The organism is Jiangella asiatica (assembly GCF_004349065.1).
GTDB classification, from domain to species: Bacteria; Actinomycetota; Actinomycetes; order Jiangellales; family Jiangellaceae; genus Jiangella; species Jiangella asiatica.
Genome location: NZ_SMKZ01000019.1, coordinates 94,743 through 114,601, shown reverse-complemented (window position 1 = coordinate 114,601; position 19,859 = coordinate 94,743). Strand labels below are relative to the sequence as shown.

Sequence of the window (19,859 nt, the reverse complement as noted above, 5' to 3'; positions counted from 1 at the left end):
CGATCAACTCGCCAGCTCGCGCAGCCGCGGCAGGACGCTCTCGCCGATCAGCTTGATGGCCGCCACCGGGTCGTTGCTGGCGACCTGGATCGACACCCACTCCGCGTCGACCTCCTCGACCAGCGGCCGGTAGGCCTCGACCAGCTCGTCGGCGTCGGCCACCAGCGTGTAGCTGCCCAGCACCTCGGCGCGGTCCATCGCGTCGGCGCGCTCACGCAGCACGGCCGGGTCGGCGGCTTCCAGCCGTCCGGGCGCGCGCAGTCCGCGCATGGGGCCCAGCGCGCGCCAGGCCTCGTCGTCGTCGCCGGCCAGGACCGTCCACCGGGTGGCCAGGATCCGCGGGTTGTCGTTGCCCCGCTCGGCGGCGGCCGCGCGGAACGGCTCGATCACCTTGGTGAGGGTGTCCTGCGGGTTTTTGACGCTGGTGATAAGACCGTCGGCGTGGGTCCCGGCGAAGGCCGCCGACTTCGGGCCGCCGGCGGCCAACAGCGTCGGTACCGGCGCCGTCGGCGGGCTGTAGAGGCGCGCCGTCGTCGTGCGGTAGTACTCGCCGTCGTGGTCCAGCTTCTCGCCGGCGTGCAGCCGCCGGATGATCTCCAGCGCCTCCCGCATCCGGCCCATCCGCTCGCCATACCCGGGGAACTCCCAGCCCAGCGGCGTCTCGTTGATGGCCTCGCCGCTGCCCAGCCCCAGCAGGAGCCGGCCGCCGGAGAGCCGCTGCACGGTGGCGGAGGCCTGCGCGATCAGCCCGGGGTGGTAGTGGAACAACGGGCAGGTGACGGAGGTGCCGAGCTCGACCCGCTCGGTCCGTGCCGCGACGCTGCCCAGCCAGCTCCAGACGAAGCCGGCCGCGGAGACGTCGTCGACCCACGGGTGGAAGTGATCCGAGCCCAGGACGGTGTCGAAGCCAGCCTGCTCGGCCAGGACTGCCTGTTCCACCAGCTCCTCCGGCTGGTAGGACTCGTGACTGCACAACCAGGCGAACTTCACCATGCGCTTTCCCCTCGACGTGTTCGAACGCGGTCAGACCCGGGAGACGACGACGGACGACGGACCCTGGTCGGCTGTGCGGGCCACGACGGACAGGAACTCCGACCGGTTGGTGACGATCTTGGCCAGCCGGGTCGTGTAGTCCACCCCGACGGCCCAGCGGTACTCCCCCACCCCGTATCCGATGAGGATCTCGCTGCCGCGCGGGCGCATGACGACGGCGCCCGGATAGATGGAGGTGACGGGGTTCTCCAGCTCGGCCACCTCGCGCAGCGGCCCGGCGCCGGGATGCAGGACGCCGACGTCGCCGGACCACTTCGCCGAGATGAGCTTGCGCTCGATCGGCTCGGCCAGCATCTCCCACAGGGCCGCGGTGGCCTTGGGCGCGTTCGCCTCCAGCAGCTCTGCCTCCGCGGCGACGCCGCCGGACTCGAACCGGATGCGCTTCTGCGTCATCGTCACTCCCCCAACTCGATCCGCACGTCCAGGGCACCGTGGTCGCGGGTGTCCTGGAGCTTCACCGCCAGCTCGGCGAGGTTCTCCACGACGTCGCCGAGATACGTCACCCAGTGGGTCCCGGTGTTGCTGCGCGCCTGGCCCTGGCCGTAGGCCAACACCAGGTGACCGCGGGCCGGGTCGTAGGCGAGCATGCCCGGGTAGTACATGCTGACCTGGCCCTCGATGCCCACCGACGGGTGCTGCAGCGAGGCGTCGTGCGCCACGGCGCAGTTGCCGCTGCGGCTGGCGTGCACGAAGCGGGTACGCAGCGGCAGCGCGCCGACGACGGCGGCCACTCCGGCTGGCGCGGCGGCGTCCTTGAGCTCGGCGACGGCGCTGACGCCGTCGATGGTGATCCGCAGCTTCGTCACGACCGGTCCTCCGCTCGGCTGATCGACACCGACGTCGAGCCGCCCTGCCAGGTGTCGCCGAACGCGCCCATCAGCGCCTTGCCGTCGCCCTCCAGCTCGGCGACCGGGGTGGCGTAGGTGCGCCCGAGCGGGCCGCGCGACTCGGCGACGCCGTAGGACATGAACACTTCGGCGACGCCGCGCGGGTTGGGCCGCACCACGATCGTGCCCGGGTAGATCGACGTCACCGGCAGCTCGATGTCGTCGAGCGCGGCGATCGGCTGGTTGGGCGTCTTGACCCACACCGCGGAGCCGGCCCACCGGGCGTGCGTGATGACGCCCTCGATCGGCAGCGACTCCCAGAAGGCCTCGGCGGTCTTCGGAGCGTCCTCGAGCAGGGTGTAGCGCGCTGTGGCGTCGCCGACCCTGACCTCTATCCTCTTCATTCCTCACCCCATCGATTCGTCTCGGTGGTGCTGGCAGCGGTGGTGCGCCAGCTGCGGCAGCGTGCGAACCGCGGTGTCAGGCGAACCGCGGTAGGACCTGCTCGCCCAGCAGCCGGACCTGCTCGATCAGCTGCTCCGGCGTGTGCGCGCTGGGGATCAGGCCGACGTGCTGCATGCCGGCGTCCTGGTACTGGCCGAGCCGGGCGACGACGTCGTCCGGCGATCCGACGATGTACGACGTCTCGGCCGAGCGGCCACGAGCGGCGCCGAGGCCGGCGGCCAGGGAGTTCTCCCACCGCTGCCGCGCCTCCTCGCGCGTGGGCGCGACGAGCACGTCGAACTGCAGGCAGACCTCGATCTCGGCGGGGTCGCGGTCGGCCTTCGCGCACGCCTCGTGCAGCGCCTGGATGCGCTCGGTCAGCTGCTCCGGCGTGATGTGCATGTGGATCCAGCCGGCGCCCCACCGGGCGGTGCGGCGCAGCATCTCGTCGCCGGCGCCGGTCAGGTAGAGCGGGAACGGCCGCTGGAGCGGCTTGGGGAAGACCTCGGCGCCCTCGACGCTGAAGTACTCGCCGTCGTGGTCGACGACCTGCTCGGTCAGCAGCTTCTCGATCAGCTCCAGCGACTCCTCGAGCCAGCGGCCGCGGTTGATCGACGAGCTGAAGCGGCCGCGCAGCCGGTCCAGCTCGGTGCGCTTGCCGCCCAGCCCGAGCCCCAGCGCGTACCGCCCACCGGAGAGCACGTCGAGCGTGGCGACCTGCTTGGCCAGCAGGATCGGGTCGCGCAGCGGAACCGTGACCGCGGAGGTGACGAACCGGATCCGCTCGGTCCGTGCGGCCAGGTACGCCAGCGTCGTCTGCGCCTCGAAGAAGTTGGGTGTCGCCCGCGCCTGCCCGGACAGCGCCTCGTCGAAGGTGGACTGCAGGTCGTTGGCCCACAGCGAGTGGAAGCCGCTCGCCTCGGCCGTCACCGCCAGCTCGGTCAGGACCTCGGGGGTGGTGAACCCGGGCGGATAGACCTTGCCTTCGCGACAGTTCGGAATGGCTGCTCCAAAGCGCATGCGCGACGACCTCCGTGTCTACGATTGCATTCGACTGTATACCGTGGCGTGCAATGGCGTCTAGGCTCGCCTGCGGACGTTGGTTGGCTCAGGCCAGGCTCTCGGTCTCCCAGAGCTTCAGCCGGATGTCGCGGGCCGAGGTGAAGTGGTGCCCGGCGATCTGGCCGGCGCGCTCGCCGTCGCGTGCCTCGATGGCATCCACGAGCTCCTCGTGCTCCCGGTTGGCCGTCTCCCACCGGCCCGGGTAGGCCAGCGTGGTGGCCGGGTAGCGGCCCAGGTGCATGCTCAGCCGGCCGAGCAGGTCGATCAGCGAGCCGTTGTGGCTGGCCCGCCAGATCAGCCGATGGAACTCCGCGTTGACCGCTGCCTTCGTGGTGGCGTCCGCGTCGGCGAGGCTGGCCATCCGCGGGATCATCCGGCGCATCAGGAGCAGGTCGTTCTGGTTGCGCCGGTCAGCCGCGAAGCGAGCCGCTGTCGCCTCCAGCACGATGCGGGTCTCGTAGATGTCGAGGATCTCCTCGGGGCTGCTCTCGCGAACCACGAGGCCGCGGTCGCCGCGCCGGATCAGGCCGTCCTGCTCCAGGCGCGTCAGGGCTTCACGCACCGGCGTCCGGCTGACCTGGCACCACTCCGCGAGCGTGGCCTCGATCAGCGACTGCCCCGGTTCCAGCTCGCCGGAGAGGATCGCCTGCTTGATCTTGTCGTAGGCGCTCGGCCTGCGGTCCGGCGGCGGGAATCGTCGCTGACCTTCGCTAGAGACCGTGACCATGGGACTGCCTTTCTGGCTGGCGACCTACGCCAGGCTCGACGTCCGCACCGGGTCCGCGGCCGGGGCGGCGACGGGTGCCGGCACGTGTTGAACTTTTGAGGCTAACCGATGTGTCGATCTTCCCAGGCCCTGCTCGTGCCCGGGTTCTGGTCCGCTGTCTGAGCATGGTCGTCACCTCCGCTGCGGTCGTCGTCCGCGGTCGTCGTGCTCACGGCTCCAGGGCGCTCCAGGTGAGGTCACCGGACAGCGCGCCGGACAGGAACTCCTCGATGCCGTTGAAGCTCGAGCGGATCGCGTCGGGCTGGTCCATCTGCAGCAGCGTGATGGCCGGCAGCTCCTCGGCGATGATCGCCTGCGCCTGTGCGTAGATCTCGGCGCGCTGGGGCTGGTCCTGGGTCCGCGCCGCCTCGACGAACAGGGCGTCGAGCTCCTCGTTGCAGTAGCCGGTCGGGTTGTTGAACGCCAGGTCGTTCGGGTTGCACTTGTAGACGCGGCCGATCCCGAACTCCGGGTCCGGCCTGGTGTCCAGCGACAGGATGTTCGTGCCGAAGTCGTGGTCGGTGAACACCGCCGAGCTGTTCACCGTCGCCTCGTCCTGGGTGGGCTCGGTCTCGACGCCGATGGCCCGCCAGTTGTCGGCGATGATCGCGGCCAGCGCCTGCGTGTACGGCTGGGTCGCCACGTACCGCAGCCTGACGGTGAACCGGGTGCCGTCACCCTGCTCTGGGTAGCCGGCCTCGTCCAGCAGCGCGGCCGCCGCGTCGGAGTCGTAGCCGTACATGTCCAGGTAGTCGATGCCGGTGTCGGTGGCCCACAGGCCGATCGGGAACGACCCGGTCGCGGGCTGGGTGAACTCCGGATCGGCCGACTGGGCCATCAGGTCGCGGTCCAGGGCCATGAACAGCGCCTTGCGGACCTCCGGGTCGCCCAAGGGCTCCTCGTTCTGGTTCAGCCACATCGTCATGAACGTCGCCGAGACCCGGCCGTTCTGCAGGGTGATCTCGTCGTTGCCGTCCAGCGCCTTGACGATGGTGTCGTCGACGTCGAACTTGTTGATGTAGTCGATCTCGCCGTTCAGCAGCGCGTTGGCGCGCGAGTTGCTGTCGGGGATCACCTTGTAGACGAGCCGGCCGATGGCGGGCGCGCCGTCCCAGTAGTCCTTGTTGGCCGTCAGCGTGATGGTGTCACCGCTCCAGCTGTCGAAGACGTAGGGCCCGGTGCCCACCGGCGCCCGGTTGTTCGGGTTGGCCAGCAGGTCGGTGCCCTCGTAGATGTGCGCGGGCTGGATGCTGAAGTCCTGCGGGCCCAGCGCCAGCAGCAGCGGCGCCAGCGGCTGCTTCAGCGTCACCACGACGGTCGCGTCGTCCGGCGCGGTGACGGTGTCGATGGTGCCGGTCAGCACCGCGCCGGTCGGCGACAGCGGCAGCACCTCCTGGAAGCTGAACACGACGTCCGCGGACGTGAACGGCTCGCCGTCGTGCCACGTGACGCCCTGGCGCAGGTGGAAGGTGTAGGACAGGCCGTCGTCGGAGATGTCCCACGACTGCGCCAGCGCCGGTACCACCTCCTTGTCCTTCGTCGTGCGCACCAGGCCCTCGGCGATGGCCAGCCCGACGGTGGCCGTGATGGCGTCGGAGGTGAAGCTGCGCACCAGCATCTCGGGCTGGCTCGCCAGCCCGGTGACGAACGTGGTGTCACCGCCGCCACCGCCGTTGGTGGAGCCGGTATCGGAGTCGCCTCCGCAGGAGGCCAGGAGCAGGGCCGCGGCTACGGCGGCCGTGACGAGGCGGCCGCCTCGAGCCAGCTGAACGGTCATGATCTGTCGCTTTCTGCCACACCGGAGGTGCGACGACTCTGGGCCACCGGCTCGGCCGGCGGCTCGGACAGCAGATGACACGCGGCCAGGCCGTGATCCGGCACCGGCAGCAAGGGAGGGTCGACGGTGGAGCAGATCTCCATGGCGAACGGGCAGCGCGGATGGAACCGGCAGCCGCTGGGTGGGGTGAGCGCCGACGGTGGGTCGCCGGGCAGAATGCGCCGGGTGCTCGACGGCGACCCGTGCCTGCGCACCCGTGGCGTGGCCGCCAGCAGGGCCTGGGTGTACGGGTGCTGGGGCGACCGGAAGATCCGCTCGGTCGGTCCCTGTTCGACGATCCGGCCCAGGTACATGACGGCGACGTCCTGCGCCGTCGACGCCACCACGGACAGGTCGTGCGTGATGAGCAGGACGCTGATCGCCCGCTCGGCGCGGATGTCGGCGAGCAGGTTGAGCACCTGGCCGCGGATCGACACGTCCAGGGCGGACACCGGCTCGTCGGCGATGATCACCTCCGGCTCCACGGCCAGCGCGCGGGCGATTCCCACGCGCTGCAGCTGCCCGCCGCTGAGCTCGTGCGGCCGGCGGGCCAGGAACTGCCGGCCGGGCTGCAGACCCACCTGGTCCAGCAGCCCTGCCACGTCGTCGTGGGCGCTGGCGCCGGAGGTGCGGCCGTAGAGGGCCATCGCGCTGCGGATCGTCTCGAAGACGGTCTTGCGCGGGTTGAGCGCCGAGCCGGGGTCCTGGAAGACCGCCTGTACCTTGGGCCGGAACTCGCGCCGGTAGACGCGCCGGCTCATCTGGTCGATCGGCTGCCCGTACAGCTCGACCGAGCCGCCGTCGGGCCGCAACAGTCCGAGCGCGATCCGGGCCGTCGTGCTCTTGCCGCAGCCGCTCTCCCCCACCAGCCCGAGCATCCGCGACCGGTGCAGCCGCAGGTCGACGCCGTCGACGGCGAGCGCCTGGCTCGGACCGCCCAGCTTCAGGCCGCGGCGCACCCCGAAGCTCTTGCTCACGCCGGTCAGGCTGAGCACCGGTTCGTCGGTCACGACGCCTCCTCGACGGTCTCGGCTGGCACCCGCAGCCAGCAGCGCGCGGAGCGGCCCGGGCCCAGCTCGACCACGGGCGGATCGACGGCGCACCGGTCGTGCGCGGCCGGGCAACGGTCGCGGAACCGGCAGCCGGCGGTGACGCTCCCCGGCGGCGGCACCACGCCGGGGATCGTGCGGACCCGCTGCTCCCCGGGCTCGTCGACGTCGAGCACGCAGTCGATGAGCCCTTGCGTGTACGGGTGACCGGGCTCGTCGAACACGGCGTCGACCGGCCCCGACTCCACGATCTGGCCCGCGTACATCACGTACACGTACTCGCAGGTCTCCGAGACCACTCCGAGGTCGTGCGTGACGACGAGCAGCGCCATGCCGCGCTCGCGCACCACGCTGGCGATCGTGTCGAGGATCTGCGCCTGGACGGTGACGTCCAGCGCCGTCGTCGGCTCGTCGGCCACCAGCAGCTCCGGGTCGCCGGCCAGCGCGATCGCGATGAGCACCCGCTGGCGCATTCCGCCGCTGAGCTCGTGCGGGAAGCGACGGCGGAAGGCCCGCGAGCTGTCCAGGCCGACCGCCCGGAACAACGCCGCGACCTGCGCGTCGCGCTCGCGACCGCCGCCGGTCAGCACCTCGGCCACCTGTGCGCCGACCGGCATCGTCGGGTTGAGCCGGGCCAGCGCGTCCTGGAAGACCATCGCGATGCGGTCACCGCGATAGTTGCGCAACCGCCGGTCGTCCAGCTCGGCGAGGTCGACACCGTCGAACGCGGCCCGACCGCTCACGCCGTCCAGCACCGACGGCGGGATGAACCGCAGGATGCCCCGCAGCATCATCGACTTGCCGCATCCGCTCTCACCGACGAGCGCCACCCGCCGGCCGGGCTCGACGTCGATGCTGACGCGGTCGACGGGCGTGATCGGCCCGCCCGGTGTCTTCAGCGCGACCGAGAAGTCGCGGACCGACAGTCCCGTGTGCATCGCATGCTCCGTCATGTCAGCTCCGGTCACAGGTGGCTGCTCGTGGGGCGCAGGGCACGGTTCAACCCGTCGCCGACGAAGTTGGCGGCCAGGACGACGAGGAAGATCACGACGCCGGCGGGCACGCTCATCCACCAGGCGGAGAGGTCGCGCTGCGCTTGCTGGAGGATGTCGCCCCAGCTGAGGTTCGTGGGGTCGCCGAGGCCCAGGAACGCCAGGCCGGCCTGCAGCAGGATGGCGCTGCCCAGGTCGATGGTGGCCTGCACGATGAGCGGTGGCAGCGCGTTGGGCAGGACGTCGGAGACGATGATCCGCCGGTTGGAGTGACCCACCGTCCGGGCCGCCGCGACCATGTCCGTCGTCATGATCTTCAGGACCTCGCCGCGCACGAGCCGCGCCATCTGGGGCCACAGCGCCATCACTAGCGCGCCGCAGATGTAGGCGAGGTTCGTGCCCAGGACCGCCACGATGATCAGCGCCAGCGCGAAGCTTGGGATCACCTGGAACACTTCGGTGATCCGCATCAGCACCGCGTCGACCCGGCCGCCGTAATAGCCCGCGATCGACCCGACCAGCGCGCCGAGCACCAGCGTGCCCACGCCGGTCACCAATGCCACGATCAGCGACACCCGGCCACCGTGGATGACCTGGGAGAGGATGTCGCGGCCGACGGTGTCGGTGCCGAGCAGGTGCTCCCCGCTGGGCGGCTGGAGCAGCGCCGTCGAGACCGCCTGCGGGTCGTACGGCGCGATCCAGTCCGCCGCGATCGCCATGACGGCGGTCAGCAGCAAGATGGCCAGCCCGACCACGGCGGGGCCGTGGCCCAGGAAGCGGCGCACGGCCAGCCGGGCGCCGGGCACCGGCACGGGGGCGACCGGTGCGACGGTGCCCGGTCCGGGTGCGGCCGGTCCGGGGTTGTCCGGCGCCGCGCCGCGCGGGGCGAGTGCGCCGGTCACGTCGGGATCGAAGCTCATGCCCGGCCTCCCGTGCTCGCCCCGACCCGGATGCGGGGATCCACCAGGCCGTAGACCAGGTCGGTGATCAGGTTGACGACGACCACGACGACGGCGATCAGCAGGACGATGCCGATGGTCACCGCGTTGTCGCGGTTCCGGATCGACTCGTAGAGCAGCTGCCCCATGCCGGGCCAGCCGAACACCGTCTCCACCAGCACCGAGCCAGCCAGCACGAACCCGAAGTTGTAGCCGATGACCGTCACCGCCGGCAGCAGCGAGTTCCGCACGACGTGCCGGCGGATGATCTTGGACCGGCTGAAGCCCTTGGCGCGGGCCGTCTCGACGTAGGGCAGCGTGAGGACGTCGTGCACGCTGGTGCGCACGATCCGCGCCACCACGCCGATCTCGCGCATGGCCAGCACCAGCGCCGGCAGCAGCAGATGCGTCAGCAGGTCGGACAGCCGGTCGATGCCCTCGGCCGTGGACCGGGTGGAGTACATGCCCTGCGACGGCAGCACCGACAGCTTGATCGCGAAGATGAGGACCAGCATCTGGCCGAGCCAGAACATCGGGATCGACAACGACCCCACCGCGACGCCGGTCACCAGGTGGTCAAGCAGCCGGGAGCGGGAGACGCCGGCCCACACACCCAGCGCGATCCCGATGATCGCGGCGAACGTCATCGCGGTGACGGTGAGGATGAGCGTGTTACCGAGCCGGTCGGTGATGAGGTCGATGACGGGGACCCGGCTCGCCAGCGACTCACCGAGGTCCAGCGTGAACACCTGCTGCAAGTACTCCCAGTACCGCACCATCAGCGGCTCGTCGAGCCCGTACGTCTTCGTGACCTGGGCGACGTACTCGGGCGTGGCCGGGTAGTCACCGATCAGCGCCTGGATCGGGTCGCCCGGTGCCAGCTGGAGCAGGAAGAACATCAGCGTCACGACGCCGAACAGCAGCGGTATCGCGTGGAGGAGCCGACGGGCGGTGAAGCGGAGCATCGTCACCTCGTTCTCGCCGGACGGGTGAAATCGGTCGATGCGCGCCGGCCTGCGCCAGCGCTGCGTAGACCATTGCATACAGCAGTATGCGGGAGCGTACGACCGGTTCGGCCGAGCGTCAAGAGGTGCGCCCTAGGCTCGTGTCGAAAATCCGGCGGCCGCTCCGACCCATGGGTGAGTGCACCCGACTGGGTGGCACTACCGAGGAGGAGCTCACCATGGCACAGGTCATTTCGAACATGTCGATGTCGCTGGACGGTTTCATCGAGGACCCCGCCGGCCGCGTGGACGAGCTGTTCGAGTGGTACACCGCCGGGCCCGTCGAGACGGAGTCGGCCAACGAGGACATCCCCTGGCGTCAGTCCGAGGAGGACACCGAGTTCCTCCAGGAGGAGATCACGGCCACCGGGGCACTGATCGCGGGGCGACGCCTGTTCGACGTTGCCGGTGGCTGGAACGGATCGCATCCGACCGGAGCGCCGGTCTTCGTCGTGACGCACCGGGCACCCACACCGCAGGAATGGCCGCATCAGGACGCGCCGATCACGTTCGTCACCGATGGCGTCGAGAGCGCGATCGCGCAGGCCAAGGCGGTCGCCGGTGACAAGGACGTCGTCATCGCCAGCCCGAGCATCGCGCAGCAGGCGCTCGACGCGGGCCTCGTGGACGTCATCACCGTCGACCTGGTGCCCTACCTGCTCGGGTCCGGGACTCCGTACTTCGCGAACCTCGCGTCGAAACCGGTCCGACTGGACAACCCGACCATCCGGCGCGGCTCTCGGGTGACCCACCTCAGCTATCGCGTGCTGCGCTGACCGCTGCAAGCAGCACTCCCGGTGGCCGCCAGAGCGGGCGCACCGGTCCAGCGCGCCCGCACTCGATCATGCCGAACGGGCCGTGACCCGCCGTCCGTGGATGGCATAATGCCGGCGATCGATGCGTCGCCGGCGCGGCCGGGGCATGCGGCGCGGAGGTCGGCCCGCCCGTCGGGCCGCTCACGCCCGTCCAGCCGCAACGGAGACGAACATGGAAACGCCCGCGCCCCAGACCGGTTTTCGCCGGATGCGCCCGTTCTTCATCATCTTCGCGATACTGTTCCTGATCCTCATCGCCCTGGCGGTGTTCGCCCTGGCAGCGTGATCGCAGCCGCCGTCGTGAGCCTCGGCCATCTCCCAGAACCGCCAACCAGTGACGACACACCGCCCTGGGGGTCGACACCGTGGACCCAGCACTGTCCCAGCCGCGGGTGACAGGGCCGACGGGTGCCCCGGGCCGCGTGGCCCGGCGCTACGGTGCGAGTCCATGCAGACCCTGAGCATCGAGTCCCACGAGGAACGGCCGATCGTGCCGGGGATGGTCATCGCGCTGTTCCGGAACGAAGATTGGTGGCCACACCGTACCGCGGCAGACATGGCAGCCGTCCTGCGGACGTCTCCAGCCGTGGCCGCGTGGCAGGACGACACCGTCGTGGGCTTCGCCCGAGCCGTCACCGACGGTCGGCTGCGGGCCTACGTCGAGGACGTCATCGTCCACCCTGAGGTACGTGGGCGCGGGATCGGCGCATCGCTCGTGCGGAAGCTGCACGAACTCCTCCACGAGACGATCTCGCCCCTCACCCTGTTCAGCGCTGCGCACCTCGCGCCCTACTACGAACGGCTGGGATACCGGCCGACGCGGCAGGTCGTCCTCCACCACCACCGCGCCGTCTAGGCGGCCGTTGCGTACCGCGGGCGGCCGCTGGGCCGGTAGACCTGGACCGATATGCCACTCGTGAAGGCTCGGGAGTCGACCAGGTCCAGCGCTGTGTCCGGGCCGGTGTCGGGGAACAGTCGCGTGCCCTGGCCGACGACCACGGGATAGGTGAGTAGGGTGATCTCGTCGACCAGGTGGTTGTCGAGCAGCCAGCGGACCAGGTTGCCGCTGCCGTGCACCTGCAGCTCACCGGCCGGCTGGGCCTTCAAGTCCCGGACTGCGGCCGCGACGTCGCCGGAGAGCACGGTCGTGTCCGCCCAGCGGGGGTCGGTGAGTGTGGTCGATGCGACGTACTTGGGTTGCCTGTTCAAGGGGCCTGCGATGGGGTTGTCATCGGGATCGGGCATCATCCCCCACGAGCCGGCGAAGATGTCGTAGGTTCGCCGGCCGAACAAGAAGGCATCGGCGCGTTGGTAGACCTGGCCGAGGTACGTCTCGGCCTCGTCTCCGAACAGCGGCAGGGCCCAGCCGCCGCGCTCGAATCCACCCCTGCGGTCCTCATCCGCCGTGCCGAGGCCCTGCATCACTCCGTCGACAGAGACGTTCGTGACGGTCGTCAGTTTCATGGTCGTGGTTCCCTTCCGGCTTGTGTGTGTCGTTCGATTCGACCGGACCACAGCACGGATCTCATCGGTCCCGGCAGGAATCGGTCCGGCCGGGTGCATCGTCATGGACCGCTGATCCGTCCACAGCTGAGGAACAGCGGGGCGGGGAAGTCGTTCCAGGCGTACAGGACGGCGAACAGGCCGACGGTAAGGATGCCCGGCCATACCGCTCGCAGCGAGATCCGAGAACTCATCGAGTACTGACGCGCTGCCCGGCCACGACGCAGCGGCGACTGCGCGGCGACCTGACCCTTGTCGGTGGTCTCGCCATGGCTGTCATCTGCTTCGGGTTGGTGTATAGGGTCCTGCCATATTCAACAGAACAACGCGATTCGAGGTAACCCTGGAACCTGTCACCGGCTGCTGGGCGCATCGGTAGTTCCGGCCCTTGCGCGGGTGACCATCTGGTCGCCCTCTCTCACAGGGATAGGCAGCCCTACGGTCGCAATGTAGGAGGTGCCCGATGCGGCCCAATCCGCTCTGGTCCCGACGCGACGTTCTGCGTACGACCGGCCTGGCCAGCCTGGGCCTGGCGGCCGTGTCCTGCGCGGAGGAGCCGGAGAGTCCCGGCGAGGGCGCCGACGCCGCGGCCGAGTCCCCCAGCCCGGCGTTCACCGAGCCGACGACGCGGCTGTCCGGGTCGCTGTCGATCCTGATGTGGAGCCACTTCGTGCCCAGTCACGACGAGTGGTTCGACCAGTTCACCCGGGAGTGGGGGGAACAGACCGGGGTGAGCGTCACCGTCGACCACATCGACGTCGCTGGTGTGCCCGCCCGGATCGCGGCCGAGCTATCGGCCGGCCAGGGCCACGACCTGATGCAATACATCGCTCCGTTGGCCCAGTTCGAGCCGAGCGTGCTCGACCTGGCCGACGTGACCGAGGAGGCCGACAACCGGTACGGCGAGCAGCTGGAGATCTGCCGGAAGTCCTCGTTCAACCCGACGACGGGGAAGTTCTACGCGTTCGGCCCGGGCTGGGTGCCCGACCCGGGCAACTTCCGCCGCACCATGTGGGAGCCCGTCGGCTTCCCCGACGGGCCACGCACCTGGGACGAGCTGCTCGAGGGCGGTTCGGAGATCATGGCCACGCAGGGTGTCCAGCTCGGTATCGGGATGTCCCAGGAGATCGACTCCAACATGGCCGGGCGCGCGCTGATGTGGTCGTTCGGCGCGTCCATCCAGGACGAGAACGAGAACGTCGTGCTCGACTCGCCGGAGACCGTCGCCGCCGTGGACTACATGGTCCGGCTGTTCCAGGGCGCGATGACCGACGAAGTGTTCTCCTGGAACGCCGCCAGCAACAACCAGGGCTTGGTCGCGGGACAGCTCAGCTACATCCTGAACTCGATCTCCGCCTACCGGACGAGCCAGGAGACCAACCCCGACATCGCCGGCGACACGCTCTTCGTGCCGGCGCTGGAGGGACCCGCGACCGCGCTCGCCGCGCAGCACGTCATGTACAACTGGATCATCCCGCAGCACGCCGCCAACCCCGACGCCGCCAAGGAGTTCCTGCTCCACTACACGGCGAACCTGGAGTCGGCCGCGTACCACTCCAAGCTGTACGACTTTCCCGCCTGGAGCGGTCTGGTGCCCAACCTGAAGGCCTGGTTGGAGGACGACCCGTTCGGCTCCGAGCCCGCGAACAAGCTGGCCTTCCTCGCTGACGCCACCGAGTGGGCGACCAACATCGGCCACCCCGGACCGGCCAACACCGCCGAGGGCGAGGTGTTCGGGCTGCCGATCATCCCGAACATGTTCGCCCGGGCGGCGCGCGGCGAGGTCAACCCCGAGCAGTCTGTGGCGGACGCGACCGCCGAGGTCGAGGCGATCTTCGCGAAGTGGCGGGCGCGCGGGCTCATCGGCGGTGGCGGGTGAGCCGTGACCCGGATCGTGGAGGTACGTGGGCTACGCAAGACCTTCGACGGGCGGCATCAGCAGGTCGAGGCGCTGCGAGGCATCGACCTGGCCACCGCGGAGGGTGAGTACCTGGTCCTGCTCGGTCCGTCGGGCTGCGGGAAGACGACGCTGCTGCGCACCATCGCCGGGCTGGAGCAGCCCACGCAGGGCGAGGTCCTGATCGGCGGCAACGTCGTCAACGAACTCCCGCCGCGGATCCGCCAGGTTGCCATGGTGTTCCAGAGCTACGCGCTCTACCCGCACAAGACCGTTCGGGCCAACATCGTCTTCCCGCTCAAGGCCCAGCGGATGGACCGGGACGCCCGCGAGAAGAAGGCGCGGTGGGCCGCGGACCTGCTGGGCATCAGCCACCTGCTGCACCGCAAGCCACGCGAGCTGTCCGGCGGCGAGCGCCAGCGGGTCGCGCTGGCCCGGGCCATGGTCCGCGAGCCGGCGGTCTTCCTGCTCGACGAGCCGTTGTCCAACCTGGACGCCAAGCTGCGCGCGTCGGCCCGGGACGAGCTCAAGCGGTTCCAGCAGCGCATCGGCACCACGACCATCTACGTCACCCACGACCAGGCCGAGGCCATGGGGCTGGGTGACCGGATCGCCGTGATGGATGCCGGCCGGGTCCGCCAGCTCGGCCACCCACGCGAGGTGTACGACGATCCGGCGGACACTTTCGTGGCCACCTTCATCGGTTCGCCGCCGATGAACCTGGTCCGGCGCGACGGGGTGCTGGTGGGGTTCCGGCCCGAGCACCTGCTGCCGGCCGAGGTGGTCCGCGAGCGCGCGGTGGAGATCCCCTTCGTCGTGGACCGGATCGAGTACCTGTCCGGGGACCGTCACGTCTACGGCACCGTGACGACGCTCGGCGAGGCCACCCGGGTGATCGCCCGGCTGCCGTCGACCGTGGCCACGCCCCTCACCGCCGGGGAAACCGCGGACTTCACCGTCGCCACCGACCGGCTGCGGTTCTTCGCACCCGAGACCGGCGACCGTACCGACGCCGTACCCCTGGCGTGGTCGCGGTCATGACGCAGGCGCCGACCGCGACCCGACCATCGGCAGCGCCGGCGACCGGGCGGCGCCGCCGGCTCGGCGACCGCGAAGGGCCGCTGGCCTGGCTGTTCCTCCTGCCGGCCGTCGTGTACGTCGTCGCCCTGGTCGGCGTCCCGTTCGTGCTGGCCATCGGGTTCGCGTTCAGCGACGTGTCCGCCGGCGACCCGTCGTATGACTGGGCGGGCCTCGACGCCTACCGGCGGGCGTTCGACGACCCGGTGTTCTGGCAGGCACTGCGCAACACGCTGGTGTTCACCGGTGTGTCGATGGTGCTGATCGTGCTGTTCGGAAAGGTACTGGCGAACATCCTCATCGCCGACTTCCGCGGCAAGTGGCTGGTCCGGTTCCTGGTGCTGCTGCCGTGGACGACCCCGGTCGCGCTCTCGACCGTGTCCTGGCTGTGGCTGCTGGACTCGATCTTCTCGCCGATCGACTGGATCCTCCGCCAGGTCGGGCTGCTCGAGGGCAACATGTACTGGCTCGGCCGGCCGACGCTCGCGACCGCATCGGTGATCGCGGTGCACGTGTGGCGCTTGGTCCCGCTGGCGGCGGTGATCATGATGGCGGGTCTGATTGCGATCCCGCGCGACATCGACGAGGCGGCCCGCGTCGACGGCGCCGGCTTCTGGCGGCGCATGTTCGAGGTGACGATCCCGCTGACGATGCCATTGATAGCGGTGGCCGCGCTGTTCGGCGCGATCTTCACCTTCACCGACATGGCGGTGGTGTACGTCCTGACACGCGGCGGGCCGACCAACTCCACCCAGGTGCTGGCGAGCTGGGCCTTCGTTCGCGGCATCGAGGGCGGCGACGTGGCGCAGGGCGCGGCGATCGCGCTGTTTTTGTTCCCGCTGCTGCTGGCCGCGGCGGTGCTCATCCTGCGCGCGGTCCGGCGGATGCAGGTGATGTGACGTGGATGCGAACCCCAGCACGTCGGTCTTCACCGAGCCTCGGGCCGAGGTCGACCGGCAGCGGCGGCGCTATGTGTGGCGCCGGCGCGGGGGTCGAGTCGGGTTGTACCTCCTCGCGGTGCTGGCCGCGATGGTCGCGGCCGGGCCGTTCGTGTGGAGCGCGGTCACGGCGCTGAAGCTCAACAGCGACCTCTACACCGCCACCAACAACCCGTTCGCCTTCAACGAGCCGGCCACGCTCGACCACGTGCTGTTCCTGGTCCAGGACACCCCGTTCCCGACCTTCGTGGTCAACACGCTGTGGGTCGGGGCGCTGGTCGTCGCGATCACGCTGCTGTTCGGGTTGCCGGCGGCGTACGCGCTGGCCCGGCTGGACCGTCCGTGGGCCGGACCGGCGGGCATCGCGCTGTTCTTCGTCTACCTGGTGCCGCCGACCCTGCTGTTCCTCTCCCTCACCCGGGTCGTGGTCTGGCTGGGCCTGCAGGACTCCACCTGGTCGCTGGTGCTGATCTACCCGACGATCACCATCCCGGTGTGCACCTGGCTGCTGATCGGCTTCTGCAAGGGCCTGCCGAAGGATGTCGAGGAGCAGGCCATGGTCGACGGGTACAGCCGGCTCGGCGCGTTCGCCCGGGTCGTCGTGCCACTGCTGTTCCCCGGCATCGTCGCCGTCGTCGTGTTCGCCTTCACCCTGACCGCCAGCGAGTTCATCTACGCCCTGGCGTTCATCTCGCCGTCGGCGGAGAAGATGGTGAGCACCGGCGTGCCCACCGAGCTGATCCGCGGCGACGTGTTCTTCTGGCAGTCGCTACAGGCCTCGAACATCGTGGTCGCGGTGCCGATCGCGCTGGTGTTCACGCTGCTGCTCGGCCGCTTCGTCGCGGGCTTCACCATGGGCGCCGTCAAAGGCTGACGTCCCTGCTTCGGCAATCGCATCGTTCCGGCGCCCGGCTCCGCTCGCGATGGGCATCGCCGCTGCTGGTCGCCGGTCCGGCCGGGAAGAATCTGCCCCTCTGCGGGTGTTGACCACAAGGAGCATCTGCGCCGGCAGCACGTCGGCTCAGCGTTCGGGAAAGGGCACCACCTGATGACCACCACACTGACCAGCCAGAACTTCGCGCAGACCGTCGAGGACAACGAGATCGTGCTCGTCGACTTCTGGGCCGCGTGGTGCGGACCGTGCCGCATGTTCGCCCCCGTCTACGAACAGGCCGCGGAACGGCGCCCGGACATCGTCTTCGGCAAGGTCGACACCGAGGCCGAGCGGGAACTAGCGGGCTGGGCGCAGATCACGTCCATCCCGACCCTGATGGCCTTCAAGAAGGGCCATCTGGTGTTCGCGCAACCCGGCGCGCTGCCGGCGGCCGCGCTCGACCAGGTCATCGACGCCGTCACGGAACTCGATGTCGACGCGGCACTCGCCGCAGCGGACAAGGATCGCTGACCTCAGCGGCTCGGTGTCGTTGCGGACTCGTCGTGCCGGCGGGGTCGTACCGTACCTCTATGAGCATCGAGGAGCCGAGCGGCCGAGCCGAGCGCGACCGGAGTCTGATGCGTGTCTCGCACGCGGACCGCGACCGGATGGTGGAGATCCTGCGCGATGCGGCGGCGGACGGCCGGTTGGACACCGATGAGCTCGAGGAGCGGGTGGAGCGCGCGCTCACCGCGCGCACCTTCGCCGATCTCGAGTCGCTCACGGAGGACCTGCCGGTCGCCGCCCCTGCCCCGCCGGCCGCCCGAGTGCCCGCACCGCCGGCTCCGACGGTTACGGAGGGCGAGGTAGAGCAGTGGCACGTGACCGGCCAGCGGTTTCGCCGGGAGGGCGCCTGGAGGGTACCGCCCATCGTCGAGCTCAACATGTTCGGTGGTTCGGCGCGGCTGGACTACACCCAAGCGCGGCTGCCGGAGGACGGGCACAGCACGCTCCGCATCTCGACGTACGGCGGCAGCGTGCGCCTGACGGTGCCGCCGGGAGTCGCGGTGGACCTGAGCGGGATCTCCAGGTCCGGCGGACGGGTCCGTGACAAGGTCTCGCGGCACGCGGCGCCGGCGACGAGGGTGACGCACGTGATCACGGTGACGGGATCGATGATCGGCGGGAGCGTGCGGGTGGAGGCGTCGAACGCGCAGTAGCTGAGCTTCGGGGCTCGGCGATGTCGTGGCCTGGAGCAAGCCGGCCAGGTCACTTCGCCGCCGTCGCGCGGCGATGAGTCACCAGGGAAGCTCGGGCCACCAGCGGAACCGCTCGACGACGACCAGTGTGTCGTCGTCGCGGTCGACCAGCCGATAACGGCCCGTGGAAGGCAGCGGTTCCTCGTCGGCCACGTAGGACCGGTGCAGGCTGGACGTGGCGGTCTTCTCCCCCGCAGATGTCCCCGGCCTGGCTCTCGGAGCCCGACTGACGAGTCAGCCGGTCACCGCACGACCGCGTCGAAGCGGTCGGCGGCACGGTTCAGCACCTCGTGGACCTCGACGCTGTCGTCGAGCAGGACCTCCTGCAACGCCTCGGCCAGGATCTCGTTGAGCTGGGTGTCGTCGACCGGCGACGTCACCAGCTGCCCGTCGGTCTCCATGTAGTCCAGCCACCAGCGCATGATCGCGGCGTCGTCGTGTTGGAAGAACGGCAGCTCCAGGGCGGACTTTCGGGTGGGGAGACCGAAGGCCACTTCGGCCCAGATCTCCTGCATGGCGGGGTCGGTGCGGTGCTTGATGAGCTCCCAGGCGCCCTCGATGTCGGGTGAGCCCTGTGGGATGGCCATGGCCCAGCCGGTGATGCTGCACGGCGAGGGACGGTCCGCCGACGGGCCGGGGATGACGGCGACCTCGAGGTTCTCGGCGCCGATGCTCTCGATGATGCGGGCGTAGCGGTGCGAGCCCTCGATGATCATGCCGGTGCGCCCGGCGATGAATGCGTCGATCTGCTCCGAGTACGCCATGGTCGCGGCGTCGCGCGGCATGATCTCGTGCTCGTACACCAGCGACCGGAGGAACTCGAAGGTCTCGACGCCGGCATCCTCGTGGAAGGCGGCGCGGCCGTCGTCGTCGAGGATGCGGCCGCCGCGACCGAGGATCATCGGCTGGAAGATGTAGGCGACGTGCCCGGTCTCCGTCGTCGACCCGAAGGTGAGGAACCCGCTGACGTCGGGCTGCGCCGCGGTGAACGCCTTGCCGACCTCGACGAACTCCTCCCAGGTCGTCGGCACGGCGAAGCCGGCCGCGTCGAGCCAGTCGCGGCGCAGGAACAGCGCGTTGCCGACGTTTTCGATGAGGAACGCCTCGACGCCCTCCTCGCCCTCGAGACTGACGACGAAGTCGTCCAGTTCCCCGTTCCGGAAGTCGGCGTCGGCAAGCGGCTGCAGCGGCTCCAGGCTGCCCGCCTCGGCGTGCCGGCGGAAGTTGTAGTAGTTGGTTCTCGAGATCTCCGGCGGGATCCCAGCCTGCACGGCGGTGAGCAGGTTCGGGTCGATCTCCTGCCACGGGATCACCTGCTCGGACACCCGCAGGCCGGTACGTTCCTCGAACAGGTCGAAGATCTGCCGCTCGGCGTGCCCGCGCGGGTCGTCGCCGTTAGGGTCCAGCAGCGTCCAGTACCGCAGCACGCCCGGCCGGGCCTGGGCGCCGCGCGCGCAGCCGCCGAGCAGCGCGGCGCCGGCGACCCCGGCGGTCAGGCCGAGGAAGTCGCGGCGGGACAGTCCCCGAGTCGATCGCATCGCCACT

At 70.0% G+C, this 19,859-nt stretch carries 22 protein-coding genes; 8 read left to right on the top strand and 14 right to left on the bottom strand.

What is annotated here, in order from left to right; genetic code table 11:
• Positions 1–3 precede the first annotated feature (3 nt).
• The 11 genes from E1269_RS15075 to E1269_RS15025 form a co-directional block, all read right to left on the bottom strand.
• The gene (locus tag E1269_RS15075; RefSeq protein WP_131895862.1) at positions 4–993 is read right to left on the bottom strand and encodes a TIGR03557 family F420-dependent LLM class oxidoreductase; all 990 of its coding nucleotides are present in this window, start codon (positions 991–993) and stop codon (positions 4–6) included.
• Between the two features lie 30 nt (positions 994–1,023).
• Positions 1,024–1,446, bottom strand: a complete 423-nt coding sequence (locus E1269_RS15070; protein WP_131895860.1) for a DUF3830 family protein — start codon at positions 1,444–1,446, stop codon at positions 1,024–1,026.
• Between the two features lie 2 nt (positions 1,447–1,448).
• Positions 1,449–1,859 carry a DUF3830 family protein gene (locus E1269_RS32275; protein ID WP_162606430.1) on the bottom strand — a complete coding sequence of 137 codons (411 nt, stop codon included), beginning with the start codon at positions 1,857–1,859 and terminating at the stop codon, positions 1,449–1,451.
• Positions 1,856–2,284 carry a DUF3830 family protein gene (locus tag E1269_RS15060; RefSeq protein ID WP_131895856.1) on the bottom strand — a complete coding sequence of 143 codons (429 nt, stop codon included), beginning with the start codon at positions 2,282–2,284 and terminating at the stop codon, positions 1,856–1,858. The genes E1269_RS32275 and E1269_RS15060 overlap by 4 nt, the downstream gene beginning before the upstream one ends.
• A gap of 76 nt (positions 2,285–2,360) precedes the next feature.
• On the bottom strand, positions 2,361–3,344 hold the full coding sequence (locus E1269_RS15055; protein WP_131895854.1) for an LLM class flavin-dependent oxidoreductase: 984 nt from the start codon (positions 3,342–3,344) through the stop codon (positions 2,361–2,363).
• Positions 3,345–3,432: 88 nt separating this feature from the next.
• On the bottom strand, positions 3,433–4,113 hold the full coding sequence (locus E1269_RS15050; protein WP_131895852.1) for a GntR family transcriptional regulator: 681 nt from the start codon (positions 4,111–4,113) through the stop codon (positions 3,433–3,435).
• A gap of 208 nt (positions 4,114–4,321) precedes the next feature.
• Positions 4,322–5,929, bottom strand: a complete 1,608-nt coding sequence (locus E1269_RS15045) for an ABC transporter substrate-binding protein (RefSeq protein ID WP_131895850.1) — start codon at positions 5,927–5,929, stop codon at positions 4,322–4,324.
• Positions 5,926–6,978, bottom strand: a complete 1,053-nt coding sequence (locus tag E1269_RS15040) for an ABC transporter ATP-binding protein (RefSeq protein WP_131895848.1) — start codon at positions 6,976–6,978, stop codon at positions 5,926–5,928. The genes E1269_RS15045 and E1269_RS15040 overlap by 4 nt, the downstream gene beginning before the upstream one ends.
• Entirely contained in the window at positions 6,975–7,955 is a 981-nt protein-coding gene (locus tag E1269_RS15035) for an ABC transporter ATP-binding protein (protein ID WP_162606429.1), read from the bottom strand. The genes E1269_RS15040 and E1269_RS15035 overlap by 4 nt, the downstream gene beginning before the upstream one ends.
• Before the next feature lie 26 nt (positions 7,956–7,981).
• Entirely contained in the window at positions 7,982–8,929 is a 948-nt protein-coding gene (locus E1269_RS15030; RefSeq protein ID WP_131895844.1) for an ABC transporter permease, read from the bottom strand.
• Positions 8,926–9,912 carry an ABC transporter permease gene (locus E1269_RS15025; RefSeq protein WP_162606428.1) on the bottom strand — a complete coding sequence of 329 codons (987 nt, stop codon included), beginning with the start codon at positions 9,910–9,912 and terminating at the stop codon, positions 8,926–8,928. The genes E1269_RS15030 and E1269_RS15025 overlap by 4 nt, the downstream gene beginning before the upstream one ends.
• 218 nt (positions 9,913–10,130) lie before the next feature.
• Between E1269_RS15025 and E1269_RS15020 the strand changes: the two genes are divergently transcribed.
• Together E1269_RS15020 and E1269_RS15015 are read left to right on the top strand one after the other, a co-directional pair.
• Positions 10,131–10,727, top strand: a complete 597-nt coding sequence (locus tag E1269_RS15020) for a dihydrofolate reductase family protein (protein ID WP_131895840.1) — start codon at positions 10,131–10,133, stop codon at positions 10,725–10,727.
• A 487-nt stretch (positions 10,728–11,214) separates the two neighbouring features.
• Positions 11,215–11,622 carry a GNAT family N-acetyltransferase gene (locus E1269_RS15015; RefSeq protein ID WP_131895838.1) on the top strand — a complete coding sequence of 136 codons (408 nt, stop codon included), beginning with the start codon at positions 11,215–11,217 and terminating at the stop codon, positions 11,620–11,622.
• Here the strand turns inward: E1269_RS15015 and E1269_RS15010 are convergent.
• Together E1269_RS15010 and E1269_RS33840 are read right to left on the bottom strand one after the other, a co-directional pair.
• The gene (locus E1269_RS15010) at positions 11,619–12,230 is read right to left on the bottom strand and encodes a dihydrofolate reductase family protein (RefSeq protein WP_131895836.1); all 612 of its coding nucleotides are present in this window, start codon (positions 12,228–12,230) and stop codon (positions 11,619–11,621) included. The genes E1269_RS15015 and E1269_RS15010 overlap by 4 nt on opposite strands.
• 101 nt (positions 12,231–12,331) lie before the next feature.
• The gene (locus tag E1269_RS33840; RefSeq protein WP_275264598.1) at positions 12,332–12,463 is read right to left on the bottom strand and encodes a hypothetical protein; all 132 of its coding nucleotides are present in this window, start codon (positions 12,461–12,463) and stop codon (positions 12,332–12,334) included.
• A gap of 269 nt (positions 12,464–12,732) precedes the next feature.
• Here E1269_RS33840 and E1269_RS15000 point away from each other — a divergent pair, with 269 nt between their 5' ends.
• The 6 genes from E1269_RS15000 to E1269_RS14975 all read left to right on the top strand — a co-directional run bounded on the left by E1269_RS15000 (position 12,733) and on the right by E1269_RS14975 (position 18,275).
• Positions 12,733–14,148 carry an ABC transporter substrate-binding protein gene (locus tag E1269_RS15000; protein WP_131895834.1) on the top strand — a complete coding sequence of 472 codons (1,416 nt, stop codon included), beginning with the start codon at positions 12,733–12,735 and terminating at the stop codon, positions 14,146–14,148.
• 3 nt (positions 14,149–14,151) lie between these two features.
• Positions 14,152–15,207 (top strand): ABC transporter ATP-binding protein, encoded by a 1,056-nt coding sequence (locus E1269_RS14995; protein WP_203433616.1) that lies wholly within the window; start codon positions 14,152–14,154, stop codon positions 15,205–15,207.
• Positions 15,204–16,142, top strand: a complete 939-nt coding sequence (locus E1269_RS14990; RefSeq protein WP_131895832.1) for a carbohydrate ABC transporter permease — start codon at positions 15,204–15,206, stop codon at positions 16,140–16,142. Before E1269_RS14995 ends, E1269_RS14990 begins: the two co-directional genes overlap by 4 nt.
• Position 16,143: 1 nt before the next feature.
• Positions 16,144–17,055: a carbohydrate ABC transporter permease gene (locus E1269_RS14985; protein ID WP_203433614.1), complete on the top strand. Its 912-nt coding sequence runs from the start codon at positions 16,144–16,146 to the stop codon at positions 17,053–17,055.
• 171 nt (positions 17,056–17,226) lie between these two features.
• Positions 17,227–17,586 carry a thioredoxin gene (gene trxA, locus E1269_RS14980; protein ID WP_131895830.1) on the top strand — a complete coding sequence of 120 codons (360 nt, stop codon included), beginning with the start codon at positions 17,227–17,229 and terminating at the stop codon, positions 17,584–17,586.
• Between the two features lie 59 nt (positions 17,587–17,645).
• Positions 17,646–18,275 (top strand): DUF1707 SHOCT-like domain-containing protein, encoded by a 630-nt coding sequence (locus tag E1269_RS14975; RefSeq protein ID WP_131895828.1) that lies wholly within the window; start codon positions 17,646–17,648, stop codon positions 18,273–18,275.
• Positions 18,276–18,556: 281 nt separating this feature from the next.
• Here the strand turns inward: E1269_RS14975 and E1269_RS14970 are convergent, their stop codons facing one another.
• Positions 18,557–19,852 carry an ABC transporter substrate-binding protein gene (locus E1269_RS14970; RefSeq protein WP_131895826.1) on the bottom strand — a complete coding sequence of 432 codons (1,296 nt, stop codon included), beginning with the start codon at positions 19,850–19,852 and terminating at the stop codon, positions 18,557–18,559.
• Positions 19,853–19,859 lie beyond the last annotated feature (7 nt).

Coding starts and splice junctions, on each gene's coding strand:
- E1269_RS15075 (WP_131895862.1), bottom strand. CDS start 993: ATGGTGAAGTTCGCCTGGTTGTGCAGTCACGAGTCCTACCAGCCGGAG.
- E1269_RS15070 (WP_131895860.1), bottom strand. CDS start 1,446: ATGACGCAGAAGCGCATCCGGTTCGAGTCCGGCGGCGTCGCCGCGGAG.
- E1269_RS15060 (WP_131895856.1), bottom strand. CDS start 2,284: ATGAAGAGGATAGAGGTCAGGGTCGGCGACGCCACAGCGCGCTACACC.
- E1269_RS15055 (WP_131895854.1), bottom strand. CDS start 3,344: ATGCGCTTTGGAGCAGCCATTCCGAACTGTCGCGAAGGCAAGGTCTAT.
- E1269_RS15050 (WP_131895852.1), bottom strand. CDS start 4,113: ATGGTCACGGTCTCTAGCGAAGGTCAGCGACGATTCCCGCCGCCGGAC.
- E1269_RS15045 (WP_131895850.1), bottom strand. CDS start 5,929: ATGACCGTTCAGCTGGCTCGAGGCGGCCGCCTCGTCACGGCCGCCGTA.
- E1269_RS15035 (WP_162606429.1), bottom strand. CDS start 7,955: ATGCACACGGGACTGTCGGTCCGCGACTTCTCGGTCGCGCTGAAGACA.
- E1269_RS15030 (WP_131895844.1), bottom strand. CDS start 8,929: ATGAGCTTCGATCCCGACGTGACCGGCGCACTCGCCCCGCGCGGCGCG.
- E1269_RS15025 (WP_162606428.1), bottom strand. CDS start 9,912: ATGCTCCGCTTCACCGCCCGTCGGCTCCTCCACGCGATACCGCTGCTG.
- E1269_RS15020 (WP_131895840.1), top strand. CDS start 10,131: ATGGCACAGGTCATTTCGAACATGTCGATGTCGCTGGACGGTTTCATC.
- E1269_RS15015 (WP_131895838.1), top strand. CDS start 11,215: ATGCAGACCCTGAGCATCGAGTCCCACGAGGAACGGCCGATCGTGCCG.
- E1269_RS15010 (WP_131895836.1), bottom strand. CDS start 12,230: ATGAAACTGACGACCGTCACGAACGTCTCTGTCGACGGAGTGATGCAG.
- E1269_RS33840 (WP_275264598.1), bottom strand. CDS start 12,463: ATGAGTTCTCGGATCTCGCTGCGAGCGGTATGGCCGGGCATCCTTACC.
- E1269_RS15000 (WP_131895834.1), top strand. CDS start 12,733: ATGCGGCCCAATCCGCTCTGGTCCCGACGCGACGTTCTGCGTACGACC.
- E1269_RS14990 (WP_131895832.1), top strand. CDS start 15,204: ATGACGCAGGCGCCGACCGCGACCCGACCATCGGCAGCGCCGGCGACC.
- E1269_RS14975 (WP_131895828.1), top strand. CDS start 17,646: ATGAGCATCGAGGAGCCGAGCGGCCGAGCCGAGCGCGACCGGAGTCTG.
- E1269_RS14970 (WP_131895826.1), bottom strand. CDS start 19,852: ATGCGATCGACTCGGGGACTGTCCCGCCGCGACTTCCTCGGCCTGACC.